General features: G+C 40.8%; 10 protein-coding genes. 5 read left to right on the top strand and 5 right to left on the bottom strand.

Translation table 11 applies throughout. From position 1 onward, the window contains the following. Nucleotides 1-110: 110 nt before the first annotated feature. The 3 genes from G613_RS0113230 to G613_RS0113220 form a co-directional block, all read right to left on the bottom strand. Nucleotides 111-872, bottom strand: coding sequence for a hypothetical protein (locus tag G613_RS0113230; protein WP_029233072.1), 762 nt, complete (start codon nucleotides 870-872; stop codon nucleotides 111-113). Between the two features lie 47 nt (nucleotides 873-919). Next, on the bottom strand, nucleotides 920-1,999 hold the full coding sequence (gene rsmH, locus G613_RS0113225) for a 16S rRNA (cytosine(1402)-N(4))-methyltransferase RsmH (RefSeq protein ID WP_029233071.1): 1,080 nt from the start codon (nucleotides 1,997-1,999) through the stop codon (nucleotides 920-922). Between the two features lie 414 nt (nucleotides 2,000-2,413). Further along, nucleotides 2,414-4,378, bottom strand: a complete 1,965-nt coding sequence (locus G613_RS0113220) for a methyl-accepting chemotaxis protein (RefSeq protein ID WP_242826148.1) — start codon at nucleotides 4,376-4,378, stop codon at nucleotides 2,414-2,416. Between the two features lie 385 nt (nucleotides 4,379-4,763). On the opposite strand from G613_RS0113220, the gene G613_RS0113215 reads away from it, so the two are divergent. The 4 genes from G613_RS0113215 to G613_RS0113195 all read left to right on the top strand — a co-directional run bounded on the left by G613_RS0113215 (nucleotide 4,764) and on the right by G613_RS0113195 (nucleotide 12,585). Continuing rightward, a complete protein-coding gene (locus G613_RS0113215; RefSeq protein ID WP_029233069.1) occupies nucleotides 4,764-6,491 on the top strand; it encodes an IS1634 family transposase in 1,728 nt (575 codons plus the stop codon). Nucleotides 6,492-7,409: 918 nt separating this feature from the next. Further along, entirely contained in the window at nucleotides 7,410-8,975 is a 1,566-nt protein-coding gene (locus G613_RS0113205) for a glycosyltransferase (protein ID WP_029233067.1), read from the top strand. 64 nt (nucleotides 8,976-9,039) lie between these two features. After that, the gene (locus G613_RS0113200) at nucleotides 9,040-10,791 is read left to right on the top strand and encodes an alpha-glucosidase (protein WP_081647896.1); all 1,752 of its coding nucleotides are present in this window, start codon (nucleotides 9,040-9,042) and stop codon (nucleotides 10,789-10,791) included. 63 nt (nucleotides 10,792-10,854) lie between these two features. Continuing rightward, a complete protein-coding gene (locus tag G613_RS0113195; protein ID WP_029233065.1) occupies nucleotides 10,855-12,585 on the top strand; it encodes a DUF3298 and DUF4163 domain-containing protein in 1,731 nt (576 codons plus the stop codon). A gap of 80 nt (nucleotides 12,586-12,665) precedes the next feature. Here G613_RS0113195 and G613_RS0113190 read toward each other — a convergent pair whose 3' ends face one another. Then, nucleotides 12,666-14,672 carry a methyl-accepting chemotaxis protein gene (locus G613_RS0113190; RefSeq protein WP_029233064.1) on the bottom strand — a complete coding sequence of 669 codons (2,007 nt, stop codon included), beginning with the start codon at nucleotides 14,670-14,672 and terminating at the stop codon, nucleotides 12,666-12,668. A 181-nt stretch (nucleotides 14,673-14,853) separates the two neighbouring features. Beyond that, on the bottom strand, nucleotides 14,854-16,221 hold the full coding sequence (gene mgtE, locus G613_RS0113185; protein WP_029233063.1) for a magnesium transporter: 1,368 nt from the start codon (nucleotides 16,219-16,221) through the stop codon (nucleotides 14,854-14,856). A gap of 405 nt (nucleotides 16,222-16,626) precedes the next feature. Between mgtE and G613_RS0113180 the strand changes: the two genes are divergently transcribed. Continuing rightward, the gene (locus G613_RS0113180) at nucleotides 16,627-19,083 is read left to right on the top strand and encodes a glycoside hydrolase family 3 protein (RefSeq protein ID WP_029233062.1); all 2,457 of its coding nucleotides are present in this window, start codon (nucleotides 16,627-16,629) and stop codon (nucleotides 19,081-19,083) included. Nucleotides 19,084-19,169: the final 86 nt, after the last annotated feature.

The following is a 19,169-nucleotide window of genomic DNA, read 5'->3' as shown; positions in this document are numbered from 1 at the left end:
AACAAAGATACTAAATTAGACATATAGTGTGTCTATGAAAACATATAATAGTACTAATAATAAGACTGGACCTATACTGTATTTGTATAAGTCCAGTCTTTTGTTAAGAATCAAAGCCCTATATATTTTTTCCTCAAATATAATCCCAGGATAAATAGTCCAACTGTCTCTACAAGATGGAATATTACTGACGTCCAGACTATTCCGATGCTATAGCCCGCAACGGTTACAGTGTGCATTCCAAAAAGCACGAATGATAATAGGAAAAATGTTAGCAAGATTAGAGTAATAACCTTTATCATCTTGTCATTCAGGAAGATTCCGGTCATAAGACTTCCAAGTAAAAGTGCTATAAGAAGACCAATGTACTTAAATCCGTGAGTATTGTTATAGATTGCTACAAAATCTTCTCCGGAGGATGATGCGCTTGTACTGTAATCAATAAGATCTGTTATGAACCTGCGATATACCAGGGAGCAGATATCATATACCATACGGACTGCGATAAGAATCGCACCCCACAGCTCTAGAAGCTTACCTATTGATTCTCCGGTGAGAGCCGGAATCTTGTTACCCATGGTCTCCTGCTGGAGAACAGCCATCTTGAGTCTGTCTGACTCTTCCACAACAGACAGAGCGCTTTTTAATTTATCAAATGCCCCAATAAATACAAATGCCATCAGAATAACCTGAATTGCGGCGACAGCTATCTGACCTGCGAGAATGGTACTGTTAACCATATCCGGCTGAATTGATATCTCGTTTTTGGCAATCCTTCTGACAATGAATAGTGCTGCATTTGCCAAGCAATGAATTCCAGCTGCCCAGAAAAGCGAATTGGACAGATAGTGAGCTTTCTTATTGACGTACATTTACTAATTCCCCCAACGTTAGTAATATAATTGCTTTTATTATATGATTACGCCTTAATTGCCCACCTCATCTTGGTGGACTTACTTCTTGGATTGATTCTGCATTCTTCTGCAGATGGTCTTATTACATCCTCCGATATTTTACTGAACAATCCGGCTTTCTTACATTCTTTAAATGCCTTTTTGACTAATCTGTCTTCTCCTGAATGGAAAGTAAGAATTGCTACTCTGGCTCCGGGATTCAGGATTCCAGGGAGCTTTTCCAGAAATGAGTACAGAACCTCGAATTCACTGTTTACATCAATTCGAAGAGCTTGGAAAACTCTTGCACAGCTCTTTTTTATGGCCTGATCCTTCTCTTCCTTTGGAACTTTCCAAAGAGCAGATTCGATGGCGTGTCTTAGAGCTGTTGTGGTGTCCATGGGATCACCTTTTTTCATCAGATTAAAAACCTTGTCAGCTATCTCTTCTGCATAGGGCTCATCAGAGTTTTCTACCAGCATGCCAACAAACTCATCTCTTGTGATGTTGTGTAATCTCTCGGCTGCTGATTCTCCGTGCTCCGGATCGAGCCTTAAGTCAAGGGGCCCATCAATTTTATAGGAAAATCCGCGCTTTGGATCATCAATCTGCATGGAAGATACTCCAAGGTCTGCGAGAACAAAGTCAAACTTTCCTGCTTCCTCAGCTACCTTATCGATATTGGCGAAATTGATCAGCCTGAACTTGAATACATTCTCATCAAAGCCTGCGTTTCTAAGTCTTTCCACAGTCTTGGCAGATTCTATTGGGTCAACGTCCAGACCGTAGATGCATCCGGGAGAATTACCAGGTGCTGAGCCTTCCTGAGAGCCGCCATTAGTCAGCTGCTCCAGCATCTTTCTGGTATGTCCGCCATATCCCAGTGTGCAATCAAGTCCTTGCTCTCCCGGCTGAATCTTAAGCACCTCCAGGATTTCTTTTACCATAATAGAGATATGCATACCTGCTGGTGTTGAACCCTTGGATATTACGTGGGCTACGGTATCTGCATACTTCTCCGGATTTTGCTCTTTATATTTTTCTTCAAACTTCTTGGGATATTTCCCAGAATAATGAACTCTTCGTTTGTGCTGTTTTTCTTCCATGGTTTTCCTTTGGTTAAAATGTACTGTTTTGCTTATTCATTTAATCTCTCAGTCTATATTATACATTGATTATAATATGGGCAAAAGTATGACAGTTAGAACTATTAAGTTTAAGTATTGACTTTGAAGTGACTAGGAGTTATATTCGATGCTGTCGGGAGTTTGACACCTAAATCATATCAAAAATAGTTGCAGACCACATCTGGTCTGTATTTTTTTGTCAAACTTTTGTTTTTGATATATAGTGATATATAGTGATTTGTGGTATAATATTACTATATATCAAGAATCACAAAAATAACGCCAAGAGCCTGATGTATTAAGGCTTTTGGCGTCTTTAGTTGGTATTAAAACTGTCAAAGGCAGGATTTTATCAGTGAAATTACTATTAAATCACGATTAATTTTGCATTTCTTATCGTATGGTAAATCTGCCTAGCAGCTCATTGATGGATATAGCTGAATCAGATACAGAATTTGCAACATTCTCAACACCCTTTGATTCATCAGCAATCTCCTGAGCACTTACTGCCAAATTGGCTACAGTAGCTGTTATTTCTTCAGAACTAGCTGACTGTTGCTCAGATATAGCAGCAACACTTGATGCTATGTCATTTACATTTGCCATCATTCCAATCATGTTGCGCATTGTGTCTGCTGTACTATTGAGCTCCTGATTGATCTTACTAAAGCTATCTCCAGCTTTTGAAACTGCTCCGCGACTATTGGTAATAGCCTCCATATTTGCCTGAGATTTCTCGGCAAGATCTTTAATAAGATTTGTGATCTCTGCGATAATATCGCTGATTTCTTTAGCAGCTTCCTGGCTGTTTTGAGCAAGTTTACCGATTTCATCAGCAACAACAGCAAAGCCTTTTCCGGCTTCTCCGGCTCTTGCAGCTTCAATACTTGCATTAAGTGACAGAAGGTTTGTCTGTTCAGAAATAGAATCAATCATCCCTACTATTTCAGTAATCTTATCTGCAGAATCTCCTACTGTAGAAACCACATCATTCATATCACTCATGGAAGATGTTATTACTTCCATATTCTTCTGAACATTGCTCATATCATTCTGTCCAACTTCAGCCTGATCTACAAGACTTAGCATTATCTCATTTGTCTTATTTCCATTATCGGTTAATTCTGCAACTGACTGTGCAAGCATAGTTGCATTATTAGCAAGTTCTCCTACTGCATTTGAAATATCATCCATTGTTGTCTGGATTTGTTCCATCGATTTAGACTGCTCATTAGCTCCTTCAGTCATCTTACTTGAAGCATCCTTTGAAGAGTTTGAGTCAAATTGTAGTTGTTCCGCTCTCTCCTGTATATTAGAAATTGTATCATTCATTACTTGAACATAATTTTCCATTTCTTTGCTGATAAGACCAATTTCATCACCTTTATCTTGAGGCATCTGTGTAGTAAAATCCCCTGATGAAATCTTAAGTATACTATTAGAAAGACTATTAACTGGCTTAGAAATAACTCTGCTTATTGTGATCAAAATAATAACTGTGATTATGAAAATCAATGCAATCATTGCAATCATTGCAATAATCATAAATCTGTTGGATGATGCCAAAACATCATTTACAGGAACAGAAGAAACCATATTCCAACTTGTACCCTGAATATTATAGTAGCAAACATAATATTCAAGTCCGCTTAACGGATTTTTTATTTTTGTAACCGCAGTACTACCGGAATCAATATATGCTTTAACGCTAGATAGAAAAGCATTTCCTGATTCAGATATTTTTTTACCATTTAAATCCTGATTAACATAGCTGATAATGTAATCCCCGGCAAGTATTATAGAATTACCTGTTTTCATGGGAGTATATTTTGATGCTTCATTCTGAATATCACCAAGGAAAACGTCAACAGCACAAACTCCTTCCATTCCATTATAAAAACTGTTCTGTCTTACAAAAGAGACACAAAGCTGCCCGGTAGATGAATCAACATAAGGGTCAGATTCAATAAATGTCTCATGTCCTTGTGCAAGTTTATACCAATCTCTTTGTGTAGGCTTCCAGTCAGGAGCCTGTATGGTATGATTGGCAAAAACATAAGTATCATCCTCATAACCAATGTAAATTCCTGTATTGTTAATGATTGTGTAATTTGTAGAGGGCTCAATATATTTTAGAATTGCTTCCTCATCTTCAAAAGGAACCTGTTCCATGGTATCACAATATTGACCAAATTTTGCCAACAGCATTCTGAATCCGGTTCCTATATTGTAAGCATTAGCCTGTGTTTCAGCCTGAAGATCCATAAGAGATACATCTTCAATTGTAGCTTTAGCATTGAATGATAGAATAAGAATAATTGCAACTACTCCAATGATAATCACAGGCAGTAAACACATCAATAATGTTTTTCCAATACTTTTTTTTACACTCGAATTGTTTTTTCCATTATTTCCAATAGTTGAAGCTGTTCCCATTTTTACCCTCCATTTATAAATGTATTAATAAACATTATTGTACGTAGATTCATATACAAATATATTTTACATGTATATATATAAATAATAAATTTATCCATAATTAAACTTTTGTTAAACTTGCGTAAATAAACGCTTTTTTGAATCTAAATTCGTCTGTTTTTTATTGCACGGGAGTTTGACACCTAAATCATATCAAAAATAGTTGCAGACCACATCTGGTCTGTATTTTTTGTCAAATCTTATTTTTAATATATAGTGATATATAGTGATTTGTGGTATGATAAGGGATGGGGGGATACTATTCATGAAACTTACAATCTCAAAGTCCAAGAATTCAGAATCATTCTATATTTCCAAATCCTTTATTGATAATTCTGGAAAAAGCACCACTGCTACTGTCCGTAAACTCGGCACACTTTCAGAATTAATAAAGGATCATGGCCCAACTCGTGATGATGTTATTGCCTGGTGCCGCAGCGAAGTTGCTGCCGAAACCAAGAAGTACAAACAGGCACGCAAAACAAAGTCTGTTCAGGTTGTTTTCCACGCAGATAAAGAATTAGACTATGCACAGCGCAAACTATTTGAAGGCGGTTATCTGTTTCCTCAGGCTGTTTACTACAAGCTCCAGCTGGATAAGATCTGTAAGACAGTCAAACAACGTCATCAGTACGAATACGATTTAAATGCCATTCTTTCTGACCTGGTTTATAACCGCATCCTTGATCCACGTAGCAAACTTTCTGCATATAAAGCTGCCCAGTCATACCTTGAAGCTCCTACATACGAACTTCATGATATCTACAGAGCATTATCAGTACTTGCAGAAGAATCGGATTTTATCCAGTCTGAAGTTTTTAAGAACAGCAACTATTTTGGTAAAAGAAATGATCGAATACTTTACTACGACTGCTCTAACTTCTACTTCGAAATTGAGCAAGAAGATGGTAATAAAAAGTATGGCAAAAGCAAGGAACAGCGGCCTAACCCAATCGTTCAGATGGGACTTTTCATTGATGGAGACGGTATTCCTCTTGCATTTTCAATTTTTGGCGGGAATCAGAATGAGCAAAAATCATTAAAGCCTTTAGAATCAAAAATCCTTCAGCAGTTCGGTCATGATAAGTTTATTTACTGTAGCGATGCCGGCCTTGGTTCAACCGATAATCGCAAATTTAACCACCTAGGAGAACGAGCGTTTATCGTCACCCAGTCAATAAAAAAACTTGATGCAGAAAACAAAAAACTCGCACTGAGTAAAGATGGTTTTAAAAGGCTTGCGGATAATAAAAAGGTTTCTGCTGCAGAAATTGAAAGTACTGATTCTGATGAGTTGTACTACAAAGAAATCCCTTATATCAGCGGAAATATCGATCAGCTACTCATAATCACCTATTCGCCCAAATATGCAGCTTATCAAAAGGCAATCAGAGAAGCTCAGGTACAACGTGCCGAGGCTATGATCAACAAAGGAAAGCTAAAAAAGAATCGTAAAAACCCTAATGATCCAGCCCGTTTTATATGGAAGGATGCATGTACTGAAGATGGCGAAGTTGCCGATATCCATTACTATCTTGACGAGACAAAGGTTGCCGAAGAAGCTGGATATGACGGTCTTTACGCTGTCTGTACAGATCTTATAGACGATGATGTTAAGGATATTTTGAAAGTAAGCGAGGGACGATGGCAGATCGAGGAATGCTTCAGAATCATGAAAACAGATTTCGCTGCAAGACCTGTCTATATCAGAAGAGATGACAGAATAGAAGCCCACTTCCTGATATGTTTCCTGTCATTACTTGTTTATCGTTTATTGGAAAAGCAACTTGAAAACAAATACACCTGTGAAGAAATCTTGGATAAATTGAAATCAATGAAATTTGCAGACATTAAAGGACAAGGATACATGCCAACTTACATTCGTGATAAACTTACTGATGCCCTTCATAAAGTATGCGGTTTTAGAACCGATTACGAATTCATTACTAAAGCTGATATGAGAACTATAGAAAAACAAAGCAAGCAAAGGTAATATTACTATATATCAAGAATCACAAAAATAAACGCCAAGAGCCTGATGTATTAAGGCTTTTGGCGTCTTTAGTTGGTATTAAAACTGTCAAAGACAGGATTATAATATGGGCAAAAGTATGACAGTTAGAACTATTAAGTTTAAGTATTGACTTTGAAGTGACTAGGAGTTATATTCGATGCTGTCTTTGATTATCTTAAATAAGCGATTCGCTTAGTGGCACAAGAAGTATTCTTGCCATGAGATTTCAATTGTTGTTAAGAACAGGATGATTTAATAATTCGCTTTACAAGTGAAGGGTGACCTGGTACAGAACTGTATTATCTTATGTATTTACACGCAGGTAATGAATGGCTACAAATATGCGTTATTCAATAACGGATAGCTGCAAAAAAATATAACGCATTCAGCACTTGCTGAAGAAATTGCGTGTAGCTACATAGGTAGGAATACGGAAATAATAACGCATTAGCTTGTATAAGAAAACTTTGCGTGTTACTTAGACAAGAGGGTTATTTTTTTAATCACGCAAGCTGGATAAAAAGAGCCATAGGAGTGATGAGATTACACATATCATAAAAAATTCGTAACGCAGAATTGAGAGAGCATTTTGGCCGTGTAGATTTTGAGGAGTATGCAATTAAGAATTTTCCCAAGTTATATGATTATGAAAAGAGCGACATTATAGCAGGAAAGAACCTCATTTATACGATGGAAACGGAAAGACAGCCGCTTGATTTAAAACTAGTAAATGAAAAGATTGAAATGTATCTTATGTGATAAACTATTATATGTACACTAATACTCGTATAGAGGTTAATTGTACAAACCTGATAAAAGATAATTGATATAAAAAACCAAGCTATTTGCGTATACGAGAAATAGATAGCGCGTATAAGTTGTGAAATGGGGGATTTTATGAATATCTGTTTGCTTAACGACTCTTTTCCACCTGTAATAGATGGCGTGGCCAATGTGGTCATGAACTACGGAAGCATTTTGACAAATGAACTTGAGTCAAATGTTGTGGTTGGTACGCCCAAATATCCTGAAGCAAATTATGATGGATATCCTTATAAAGTGGTGGCATATCCAAGTTTTGATACTACAGATTTTGTAAAGGGATACCGCACAGGATATCCGCTTTCCATCAGGGAAATAGCTCAGATGGCGGAGACTAAGCCTGATATAATCCATACTCATTGTCCTGCGGCATCTGCTATAATGGCCAGAATTCTCAGAAGAGAAACCGGAGCCCCGGTGATTTTCACCTATCACACCAAGTTCGATGTGGATATTGCAAGGGCTGTAGGAGAGGGAATTCTCAAAAAAGAAGCCATTAAAGCCATGGTAAGCAACATTGAGGCTTGCGATGATGTGTGGGTGGTATCTGAAGGCGCCGGAGAAAACCTTCGTTCCCTTGGCTATCAGGGCGAATACAGGGTTATGCCTAACGGCGTAGATTTCCCTCGCGGAAGAGCTTCAGATGGTATGGTAAAAGAACTTAATACGTCCTACGATATTCCTGAGGGAATACCACTATTTCTCTTTGTTGGACGTCTAATGAAATATAAGGGACTACCGATTATTGTTGATGCCATGAACCTTCTCTCCAAGAAGGGGATAGATTACCGTATGGTCTTCGTGGGAGGTGGCGCAGATGCTGAGGAAATGCAGAATCTGGTGAAGTCCTATGGAATATCGATGGATGTATATGATGATAAAGGTGGATTAGCCCATACTGATGCTATGTTCGGGATCACAGGAAAAGTCATATTTACCGGCCCGATCCATGACAGGGAAAAGCTTCGCGCCTGGAATACCAGGGCAGATTTGTTCCTGTTCCCATCAACCTATGATACCAATGGCATCGTAGTCAGAGAGGCAGCAGCCTGCGGACTTGCCAGCGTTCTTATAAAGGATTCCTGCGCCGCAGAGGGGATCACTCATGGAAGAAACGGCTACATGATAGAAGAAAACCCACAGTCCATGGCCGCTCTTCTTGAGCAGATTTCTGGAGATATTCCGCATCTTCATCAGGTCGGACAGAATGCCATGGATGAAATCTATATTTCCTGGGACCAGGCAGTTAGAATAGCCTATGACAGATATAAAGAAATTAACGAAATGGCCAAATCCGGAGAACTTGGAATCCGCAAGCACCAGAGCTTTGAGTATCTCATGAATTCAGCAGCCACAGTTCTCAACGGAACACAGAGAGTATTTGTGGATATGCCAAGGGAATTCCGAGAGGGAATGCTCGAGAACTACCAGGAATTCAGGGATGATCTAAAGGCTAATTATCAGAATTGGAAAAATGGAGTTAAGGACAACTACCAGGAATTCAAAGATAACATTGAAGATTTTCGAAACGATATTCAGGATGGAGTAGAAAACCTTAAGAACGATATAAATGAAGGAATCGACAAGATTAAGGATACATTCTCTGAAGATTATTCAGATGAGAAGTATGATGATAATTGATTGTGCTACGAGAATAGTAGCAATAGTGCTATCGAATAATAACAAATGATCGGAGATTGTTGTTATGGAAGATGATAGAAGTTCAGAAATAGATCTGAACACTGACAATATACAGAGAGTAAACTTACGCGACTGGTATAAGCCCATGAGCTTCTACCAGATATGGGTAAGAAGCTTTGCAGACGGAAACGGAGATGGAATCGGAGACCTATACGGAGTCTACGACAAGCTGGAATATGTCAAATCCATTGGGGTGGATGGAATCTGGTTTTCGCCCATATACCCGTCACCAAACGCTGACTACGGTTATGATATTTCCGATTACAGGGACATTCATCCGGATTTCGGAGATCTGGACCAGTTTAAAAAAGTCCTGAAAAGAGCTCATGCTCTCGGCCTTAAAGTCATAATGGACCTTGTGGTAAACCACACCTCTGATGAACATCCATGGTTTGTTGAGAGCTGCAAGGGAAAGGATAATCCCTACAGCGATTATTACATCTGGCGGGATGAGCCTAACAACTGGGATAGTCTCTTTGAAGGCAAGGCTTGGGAGTACAACAAGGAAAGAGGTCAGTACTACCTTCATATATTCGCCAAGAAGCAGCCTGATCTTAACATGGACAATCCAAAGGTAAGGCAGGAAGTAAAAGATATCATGCGTTTTTGGCTTGATATGGGAGTTGATGGATTCAGAGAAGATGTCATAAACTTCATTTCCAAAAAAGAAGGACTTCCCAATGGACTTCCTTTTTTACCGGCGGTTAATGGTATGCCTTATTACAAGGATGGCCCACATATTCACGAGTACCTGGCGGAGTTTCGCAAGGTTTGTGATGATTATGACTGTTTCCAGCTTGGGGAAGGACCCATGACCACGGTAAAGTCAGCAATGAAGTATCTGACAGGGCCTACCAAGTCTCTGGATATGATGTTTTCTTTTGACCATATGATGGCAGACTGCCTGTACACAGAGTATGTTCACAGGCCATTTTCGCTGATCAAACTCAAAAAAGCTTTTACCAAGTGGCAGTATGCTCTGGCAGGAAAAGGATGGAATGCACTTTACCTTGAAAACCACGACCATCCCCGCATCATCAGTAGGTACGGAAGCGAGCATTTCTGGCGTGAAAGCGGCACAATGCTGGCTGCAAGTTACATCTTTCAGCAGGGAACGCCATTTATTTATCAAGGCCAGGAGATAGGCATGACCAACATCAAACTCATGTCCATTGACCAGTATGTGGATGTTTCATCAATTACCAATTACCACACTTACCATCTCAAGGAGGATCCGGAAAGGCGCCTGCATCGAATACACCTGTCAAGCCGAGACTCTGCCAGAACGCCTATGCAGTGGGATGACACAGAGAATGCCGGATTTTCTAGGTCAACGCCCTGGTTTTATGTTAACCCCAACTATCACAGGGTTAATGTAAAAAAAGAAGATGCAGATGAGAACAGTATTTTGAACTTCTACAGAAAATGCCTTTCCCTTCGTAAGAACTCAAAAACTCTTATATACGGCGATTATACAGAGCATTTTCCTAAGGATAAAAACATATTCATGTATGAGCGAAGCCTTGACTCAGAGAGCTATTTGGTTATATGCTCATTTTCCAGGCTCCCGGTTAAGGCACATAAGCCTGCTAAATTTGCAGGAAAGCGGGGAGAGCTGGTGTTGTGCAACTATCCTGATGAACCTGTATCCTACGGCGGAGTATTTGATCACGTAGAGCAGGAACTTAGTGAGATTGAACTCAAGAAGGGGTATTTTAGGCCATATGAGTGCCGAGTCTATCGGTATTATACCTGAGATTATTAGTTAGAAATTAAGTAACACCAAAGAATAGTAGTAGGCAATAAGAGGAGAAAAGTTATGAAAAAGAAGTTATGGAAGGCTGCCGGTAAATCAGTGGCAGTAGTAATTGCGATGAGCATGATGGCGTCTATGTCCCTTTCTGGCTGTGGACTTTCAGGCCGCTTGGGTGGAAGCGAAGACTCTACTCAGACAGAACAAAATGCTGCGGACAGTAGCAGCACAGATGTTGTTCAGCAGACAGATGCAGACAAAAGTCAGGGAGCCGGAGATGTAAATGGCACCTACGAGTTTAGCACTCCAATGGCAATCGTTACCCACAACGTAACCTGTAAGGTTGACGACAAAGAGTGTGCAACTGGTAAATACCCTGAGATTATTCTTTCAGAGGATACTAAGTCTAAGTATCCCAAGCTTGAAGCAAGAGTAAACGAGATAAATGAAAAATGGAGTGCAAGCGTCCTTGAGACTGTTCCGGAGTTCGCCTATTGGGCATCAACAGACGAATACTACGAGGGTGCAGTTTTCTGCAGCGAGTTAGAGGTTTACGTTAACCGATTTGATGATAGAATTCTAAGTCTTATTGTAAGTACTTATGATGACGGTGGTGGAGCTCATCCAAGTCATTACAACTATTCAATCAATATCGATCCTGTAACCGGAGAGGACCTTAAGCTTTCAAGTGTGCTTGAAAACGAGACTCTTTTACCACCTGCCATAAGGCTGCAGCTTGAAAAGAACTATCCGGGTGTGTTGGAAGAAGTGGACAGCTTTTATTTCCAGTATGAAGGAGATGATCCTGATCAGTTCAAGCAGAAACTTATAGATGATTCTTACACATGGAATGTAGATGAAAAGGGCCTTTACATTGTCTTTTCACCATATGAGATTGCATCATATGCAACAGGTTATTTGGAAGTAATTTTAACCTATGAGGAATATCCGGATCTAATTCAGAAGGTTTATCAATTGGATGCTGCTCCGGAAAAAGACAAGCTTTATACCGCATTTGAGGAAGAAGCATTTGAGGTTGAACCGGCTGATGTTTCAGAGGATGACTATACAGGAGAGGACTATGGTGAGACTAATTTCGTCGCAATCAGCAATCCATCCTGGAAAAAATATGTATCAGACAGTGCCAGCCCGGCATCAAGCAAGCACGTATCTCTTACCAAGACTTTGGAAGATAAGACAGACTGGCTTGATACAGAGGTTTGGGCTAACAAAAATGGATTTTCACTTAAATCTCTTCCATACGGAGATGAGAACTATTGCTACGATGGTGACTGGGCAAAAGAATTTGACTATATGTACAACGAGCTGAAGGTATATAATGCAGCTCACGACACCCTAGTGTACGACTTTGGATTTGAGGAACTGTGCATGGGCCCTGATCAGGAGAATCAGGAGTATTCTTCCGGCAGCAGTTATATAAACTGGGCCAAGATCGAGGGAGATGTTCTCTATGTTTCCATTATGTATGCGGGATATGCGTCAGAAAATCCATGGTCCGGCTACATGGCAGCAATTGATCTTAGTACAAAAGAACTGCTGTGGAAGAGCGAACCACAGGTAAGTAACGCAAGCAACTTTGTTATTGTAGATGACACTTTAATCTGTGGCTACGGATTTACAGCAGAGCCTGATTATATTTACCTTCTGGACAAATATACAGGAGATAAGGTTGAACAGATCAAGGTCAACTCAGCGCCATACCAGTTCGAGGTTCAGGGTGACAAGCTATACGTTGCAACATACAATACAGCCTATGAGTTTGATATAACAAGATAAGAAATACAACCAATAAAAAGGGGTACCACCAATCAGGCGGTACCCCTTATCTTTTATATACACATTTCTATTATGGCTTTTTATTTGAAGAAGCTCATATCCTGATTGAGCTTTTCTGCAATATCTTTAAGATTGTTTGCAGATCCAGCAAGAGTAGTAACGGTAGCGGACAACTCCTGCATTGATGCGCCGGTCTCTTCACTGGATGCAGCATTCTCTTCTGAAATGGCTGAAAGAGCACTCATTGTATCGACAACAGCATTCTTGGAACTTTCGCAGGTATTGGCACCTCTTGAAATTCTCTGAACGCCGCCTACTGTTGATGCAATATCTTCCAGCATACTGTTTACACTCGTGAGAGTCTCACCAAGAGCTGACTGCTGAGTGATATTGCTGTCTTTGATTGCCTCAGCTGCGTTAACTGCTGCCTTAGACTGATCAAGAAGGATATCCATTTCTTTTCTGATATCATCAGCCATGTTCTTGGAATCTTCGGCAAGCTTACCAATCTCTTCAGCAACAACGGAGAAGCCTTTTCCTGCTTCACCAGCTCTTGCAGCCTCAATGCTGGCATTAAGTGACAAGAGGTTAGTCTGAGTAGCGATAGAAGCAATACCTTCAACCTTATCGTTGATATTTGAAACTGCAGTCTGAGTTGCAGAAATTGTAGTAGAGATTTCATCAATCTTACCGGTCATTTCATTGCTGGACTGCTGCAGATTAGAAAGTGATGCAGAGGATGCTTCGGAAGCTTCCTGCATTCTTCCTGCCAGGCCCTCCAGGTCATTGGTTGAAGACTGAACGTCTACAACAGCATCGCCAATGAAACCAACATTTTCAGAGGCACTCTGAATCTCGTCGGCCTGCTGTGTGGCACCGGAAGCAATCTCCTGAACCGCATTGGATACGTCTTCAGCAGTCTGTGAAATCTGATTGGCCATGTCAGAAAGCTCATTAGAAGAACTCTCAACGTTACCTGCAGATTCTTTTATGCTGGAAACGATTTCATCCAGCTTACCGATTACAGAGTTGGTGTTTCCGACCATGGTTCCGAATTCATCTTTTCTATCTGTAAATTTATCAATCTTGGCAAAACGTCCATCAGCCAGCTGAGCAAGAGATTCATTAACAGCTTTAACAGGATCTGTGAAGCTGTTTGCCATAAGAAGTGAAATAACACAGGCAATGATCAGCATTACAACACCAATAATGATTGTAAGCATTGCTGAATTCTTGGCAGCTGCCATGGCCTTGTTGTAATCAGTGGAAACAACCATTGTATACCCGGTCTTGGGATCCTTGTACCAGGACATGATAAGTTTTGATTCAAAAGAATTAGCGTCAATTACAGTTCCCTCATCAGAAAGGGTGTAAGGCGCGCCAGTAAGGTCGTAGACATCGTCAACTCCAAGTTCCATCTTGGCATGGGCTGCCATGACGTTATCTCTGTCCGTAACGAAGGCATCTTCGGTTTCTGAAGCAAGGAAATCATGAAGGGTCTGAAGGTTGTAGTTTCTCTGAACTTCACCAAGGACATTACCGGCATCATCTTTGATAGGCGCGGCCATGGTAATCTGGCGCAGTCCTGAAGAAGCACTGACAATAATATTGGAAATGAAAACATTACCCTTCATTGCTTCTTTGAAGTATTCTCTTTCATGTACATCTACGCATTTACCGGTGGATCTTACAACCTGCATACCCGTAGTGTCAGCGATAGCTGTAGAGTTACCGTCGTTTAAGATAGCATCCCCGGCTGCAAGCATATCAACCATTACCTGATCTTCGATACCTGCTGTACCCTGCATGTAAACTACAGTTGTAGGATTTGAGGCGATTGACTGGATAATTGTAAGGTTCTTATCAATGATATCTACATAATCTGCTGCAAGATATCTTGCCTGCCACTCAAGCGCTGTCTTAGCATCTTCAAGAGCCTTATTCGTAGATGAGATATAGCTGATGATCTGAGATACTACGAGTGGTACTGCTACTAGAAGCAGCATAACAGCAATAAGTCTTGTCTTAATGCTGTTCATTGGGGAGATTTCTCCCTTTTTCCTTGCAACTTTTGTTTCTTTAGCCATAATAAAACCTCCATATTCGATAATAGAAACTACCGTTTTAATTATCTAACATGGAGGTAAAATATTACAGTGTAATATTCTTAATTTACTATTAAAAACTTATGAAATAACGATAACGCAAACAGCTTAACCGCGCGGCTTGGAGGCTGTAAACACATTATTGAAACAAGCGTTAACTAAATTACGACACTAGGTGCAGCATGTTGGTTGCTATGTTGAAATAAACCAGCAGTGACAGTGCATCTACGATGGTTGTGATAAATGGACTGGCCATAACAGCGGGGTCAAAGCCAACCTTACTTGCCAGCATAGGAAGGCAGCAGCCAACCAGCTTGGCTATAAGAACAACAATCAGTAGTGTCAGGCAAATAACTGCAGCTACAGGAAGTGCCAGCTTGTCGAATAACAGGAGCTTGGCAAAGTTAGCAACTGACAGCGTAAGTCCGCACAGTACCGCAACTCGGATTTCTTTCCAGATGATCTTAAGAAGATCCGAAAACTCTATTTCTTTTAACGAAAGAGCACGAATAATTGAAACGCTGGCCTGTCCTCCCGCATTACCGCCTGTATCCATCAGCATTGGAATGTATGCGGTCAGAACAACATATGCTGAAAGGGCATCCTCAAAACCTGTGATGATAGCACCTGTGAAGGTTGCGCTTATCATGAGGAATAACAGCCAGGGTATTCTGTTCTTGTAGGTCTCAAAAATACCAACCTTTGGATAAGGCTTGTCGGATGGCATGATAGCAGCCATCTTCTCGATATCCTCGGTAGCCTCTTCTTCCATGATGTCCACTACGTCATCGATGGTTATGATACCAACCATACGGGTTTCGGCATCAACAACAGGCATAGCGGTGAAGCCGTATTTCTGGAACATTCTTGCAGCTTCTTCCTGGTCAGTCAGGGTGCCAATGCTGATGACATTGGTATTCATGATATCGCCGATGATCTCATCAGGCTTCATGATAAGAAGGTACCTGAGGGCTACAGTACCAACCAGAATTTTCTGTCTGGTAACAACGTAGCAAATGTTGATTGTCTCTGAATCAACACCCTTTTTTCGGATACGCTCAATAGCATCTGCCACAGTCATATCCTCTCTGAGGTCTACGTACTCCACAGTCATGATACTTCCTGCGGAATCCTCAGGATACTGAAGCAAATGGTTAATATCAGCCCTTGTCTCTGGGCTTGCATTGGCCAAAATACGCTTAACTACGTTTGCAGGCATTTCCTCCAAAAGGTCAGTAGCGTCGTCGGCCATCAGATTGTCAATAATGTTGGAAGCTTCTCTGTCGGACAGAGACTTGATGATGTACTGCTGGACATCCAATTCCAGATCTGCAAATACATCTGCAGCCATATCTTTGGGCAGGATTCTGAACATCTTAAGAGAATCCTCGTCCTCCATCTCACTCATCGCAGTAGCGATATCTGTTGTGTTCATATCTGAGATGGTCTGGCGAAGCAGGGTGTATTTCCTGGATTCAAGAAGTTCCTGCAGTATCTCAGCGGTGGTCTTCTCTTCTTCTTGTAATTCCATGATAATAATCTCCTTGTATTGAATTGGTGGTTTTAGGCATGGTACTTCGACCAGGAGCAGAATCGCTACTGCATATATGAGAATCTGACTTCATTAAAACCACCATCCTTTCTTTCGGAGATTTATTCATCCTGGAATTTGCGCAGATGAATACGAATTAAACCGCATATTTATAGAATTTGGTAAAAGAAATACCGGAAACTATTTCCTATGCAATATTACTGTAACATATAATTTCAAGAGATGGTATCAAAATTGTGTGGACATTTTATGTTTTTTTTACAGACGTAATTATGACCTTCACTGTATAATTTGTTTGGTAAAATTGTAGAATTCAGTTTTAGTGGTATCATAAAAGCTAATTGTGCATACGATGATAAATTCACGTACAGAGAGGTTTTAATCATGGAAAAATGGGCAAGAATCAAATACACACCAAACCTTCCTTTGGGAGCAGACGGAGAAAGAGTAACTGCAAGTCAGAAGCACATTGACCTTTCCTGTCAGGCAGCCTGTGAGGGAATGGTACTTCTTAAGAATTATAGAAACGTTCTTCCTATCAGGAAGGGCACCAGGGTAGCTCTTTTCGGAAAGGGAACCTTTGACTATGTTAAGGGAGGCGGCGGAAGCGGCGATGTAACCGTGCCTTATGTCAGAAACCTGTACCAGGGACTTTCTGAGTTTTCAGCAGATGTTTCTATTTATGATAAATCAGCAAAATTCTATGAGCAGTACGTTCAGGATCAGTATAGACAGGGAGTGGTTCCCGGCATGGTAAAAGAGCCGGCTCTTCCTGATGACATTCTGTCTGACGCTGCGGCGTATACAGATACAGCAATTATTTCTATCAGCAGATTCTCTGGTGAGGGCTGGGATAGAAAGGTGGCAGGAGTAGACAGAGAAATTAAATGTGAGGCAAAAGAGCTGGTGGAGCAGGGAAACAAGCTCTTTGATCACGGCGATTTCTATCTGACAAATGCTGAAAAGAAAATGGTTAAACAGGTAAAAGAAAACTTTGCCAACGTTATTGTAGTAATGAATGTAGGCGGAGTTGTGGATACCACCTGGTTTAAGGATGATGAAGCTATATCATCAGTCCTCATGGCTTGGCAGGGCGGAATAGAAGGCGGACTGGCAGCAGCCAGAATCCTTCTTGGAAAAGAAAACCCATCAGGAAAGCTCTCAGATACCTTCGCAGCAAAGCTTGAGGACTACCCTTCAACAGAGGGATTCCATGAAGATGATGAATACGTTGATTATACAGAGGATATCTACGTTGGCTACAGATATTTTGAGACTATTCCGGGGGCAGCAAAGAAGGTTAACTATCCATTTGGATTTGGTCTGTCCTATACCACATTTTTGCTTGAGGACTACAAGGCTGAGGAATTTACTGTTGGGGATGCTACTGATATTGCCGATGCAATTGTAGTTAGTGCAACAGTCACAAATATCGGTAAGATGCCAGGAAAAGAAGTAGTGCAGCTATACTACAGTGCGCCTCAGGGAAAACTGGGAAAGCCTTCCAAAGTCCTGGGCGGCTATTCTAAGACACGCCTTCTTCAGCCGGGAGAGAGCCAGAAGGTCACCATAGCTCTTTATATGGATGATATGGCTTCCTACGATGATCTTGGCAAGGTGAAAAAAGCTGCATGGATACTGGAAAAGGGTGAGTATAAATTCTACCTTGGAACCTCAGTTAGAGATGTAAAAGAGCTTGAGTACACCTATAAGCTATCCAAGAATACAGTTGTAGAGCAGGTTACAAATAAGCTTGTTCCAACATCTCTGAAAAAGAGAATGCTTGCAGACGGCACATACGAGGAGCTTCCTCAGAGTAAGTCTGTTGATACCTATGCAACCATCTTCCCAAGGAAAAAGAACTGGAAGGAAACTATAGAACATGATGTTTTAAAGACTCCATTGGTACGACCTCAGGATAGATTCCAGCTCTTTTTACCACCCAAGGAAGATGATCCTAAGATGTTCATAGAGGTTGCGCAGTGTAAGGTCTCTCTCGAAGATTTTATTAAGCAGCTTAGCAATGAGCAGCTTGCAAACCTTCTGGGAGGACAGCCTAACGTAGGTATGGCAAATACCTTTGGCTACGGAAATCTTCCTGAAGTCGGTGTTCCATCAGCCCAGACCTGTGATGGTCCTGCGGGTGTTAGAATTGCTCCGGAAGTTGGAGTAGTTACTACTGCATTCCCATGTTCAACACTTCTTGCATGTACTTGGAATGAGGATATCTGTTATGAAGTAGGCGTTGCAGGTGGAGAAGAGGCCAAGGAATGCAACTTTGGTGCATGGCTTACTCCTGCGGTAAACATACACAGAAGCCCTCTTTGCGGCAGAAACTTTGAGTATTATTCTGAGGACCCATTCCTTGCAGGTAAACAGGCAGCTGCTATGGTTCGCGGTATCCAGAGTAACAATATTATCGCAACTCCCAAACACTTTGCCCTTAACAACAAGGAATCCAACAGAAAGGCTAGTGATTCAAGGGCTTCAGAGCGTGCAATCAGAGAGATTTACTTAAAAGCTTTTGAAATCATAGTTAAAGAGGCAGAGCCTTGGAGCATCATGTCTTCTTACAACGTGGTTAACGGACAGAGAGCATCAGAGTCCCATGACCTTCTTACCGGAATTCTTAGAGACGAGTGGGGCTTTGACGGAGTTGTTGTCAGCGACTGGTGGGGCTTTGGTGAGCACTACAAGGAAGTTCTTGCCGGAAATGATATAAAGATGGGATGCGGCTATACAGAGCAGCTTCTTGCAGCCATCGACAAGAAGGCTCTTAAGAGAAAAGATCTGGAGACAAGTGCTGAAAGAGTACTAAAAATGCTGCTTAAGCTGGATTGATGAAGCGAAAGCCGCATGATGTCTGATAGGATAAACGTTTAAGTCATAAAAAAGTAATTTAATGTTCATAAAAATGCAACAAATTA

The sequence above is a fragment of the Butyrivibrio sp. VCB2006 genome (genome assembly GCF_000420945.1).
GTDB lineage: Bacteria > Bacillota > Clostridia > Lachnospirales > Lachnospiraceae > Butyrivibrio.
The sequence above is the reverse complement of the archived record's forward strand: the minus strand, read 5'-3'. Positions and strand labels throughout refer to the sequence as shown.

Excerpts from the sequence above, each read along its gene's own strand:
- G613_RS0113220 (WP_242826148.1), bottom strand. The coding sequence starts at position 4,378 with ATGTGTTTACTGCCTGTGATTATCATTGGAGTAGTTGCAATTATTCTT.
- G613_RS0113190 (WP_029233064.1), bottom strand. The coding sequence starts at position 14,672 with ATGGCTAAAGAAACAAAAGTTGCAAGGAAAAAGGGAGAAATCTCCCCA.
- G613_RS0113200 (WP_081647896.1), top strand. The coding sequence starts at position 9,040 with ATGGAAGATGATAGAAGTTCAGAAATAGATCTGAACACTGACAATATA.
- G613_RS0113230 (WP_029233072.1), bottom strand. The coding sequence starts at position 872 with ATGTACGTCAATAAGAAAGCTCACTATCTGTCCAATTCGCTTTTCTGG.
- mgtE (WP_029233063.1), bottom strand. The coding sequence starts at position 16,221 with ATGGAATTACAAGAAGAAGAGAAGACCACCGCTGAGATACTGCAGGAA.
- G613_RS0113205 (WP_029233067.1), top strand. The coding sequence starts at position 7,410 with ATGAATATCTGTTTGCTTAACGACTCTTTTCCACCTGTAATAGATGGC.
- G613_RS0113215 (WP_029233069.1), top strand. The coding sequence starts at position 4,764 with ATGAAACTTACAATCTCAAAGTCCAAGAATTCAGAATCATTCTATATT.
- G613_RS0113195 (WP_029233065.1), top strand. The coding sequence starts at position 10,855 with ATGAAAAAGAAGTTATGGAAGGCTGCCGGTAAATCAGTGGCAGTAGTA.
- G613_RS0113180 (WP_029233062.1), top strand. The coding sequence starts at position 16,627 with ATGGAAAAATGGGCAAGAATCAAATACACACCAAACCTTCCTTTGGGA.
- rsmH (WP_029233071.1), bottom strand. The coding sequence starts at position 1,999 with ATGGAAGAAAAACAGCACAAACGAAGAGTTCATTATTCTGGGAAATAT.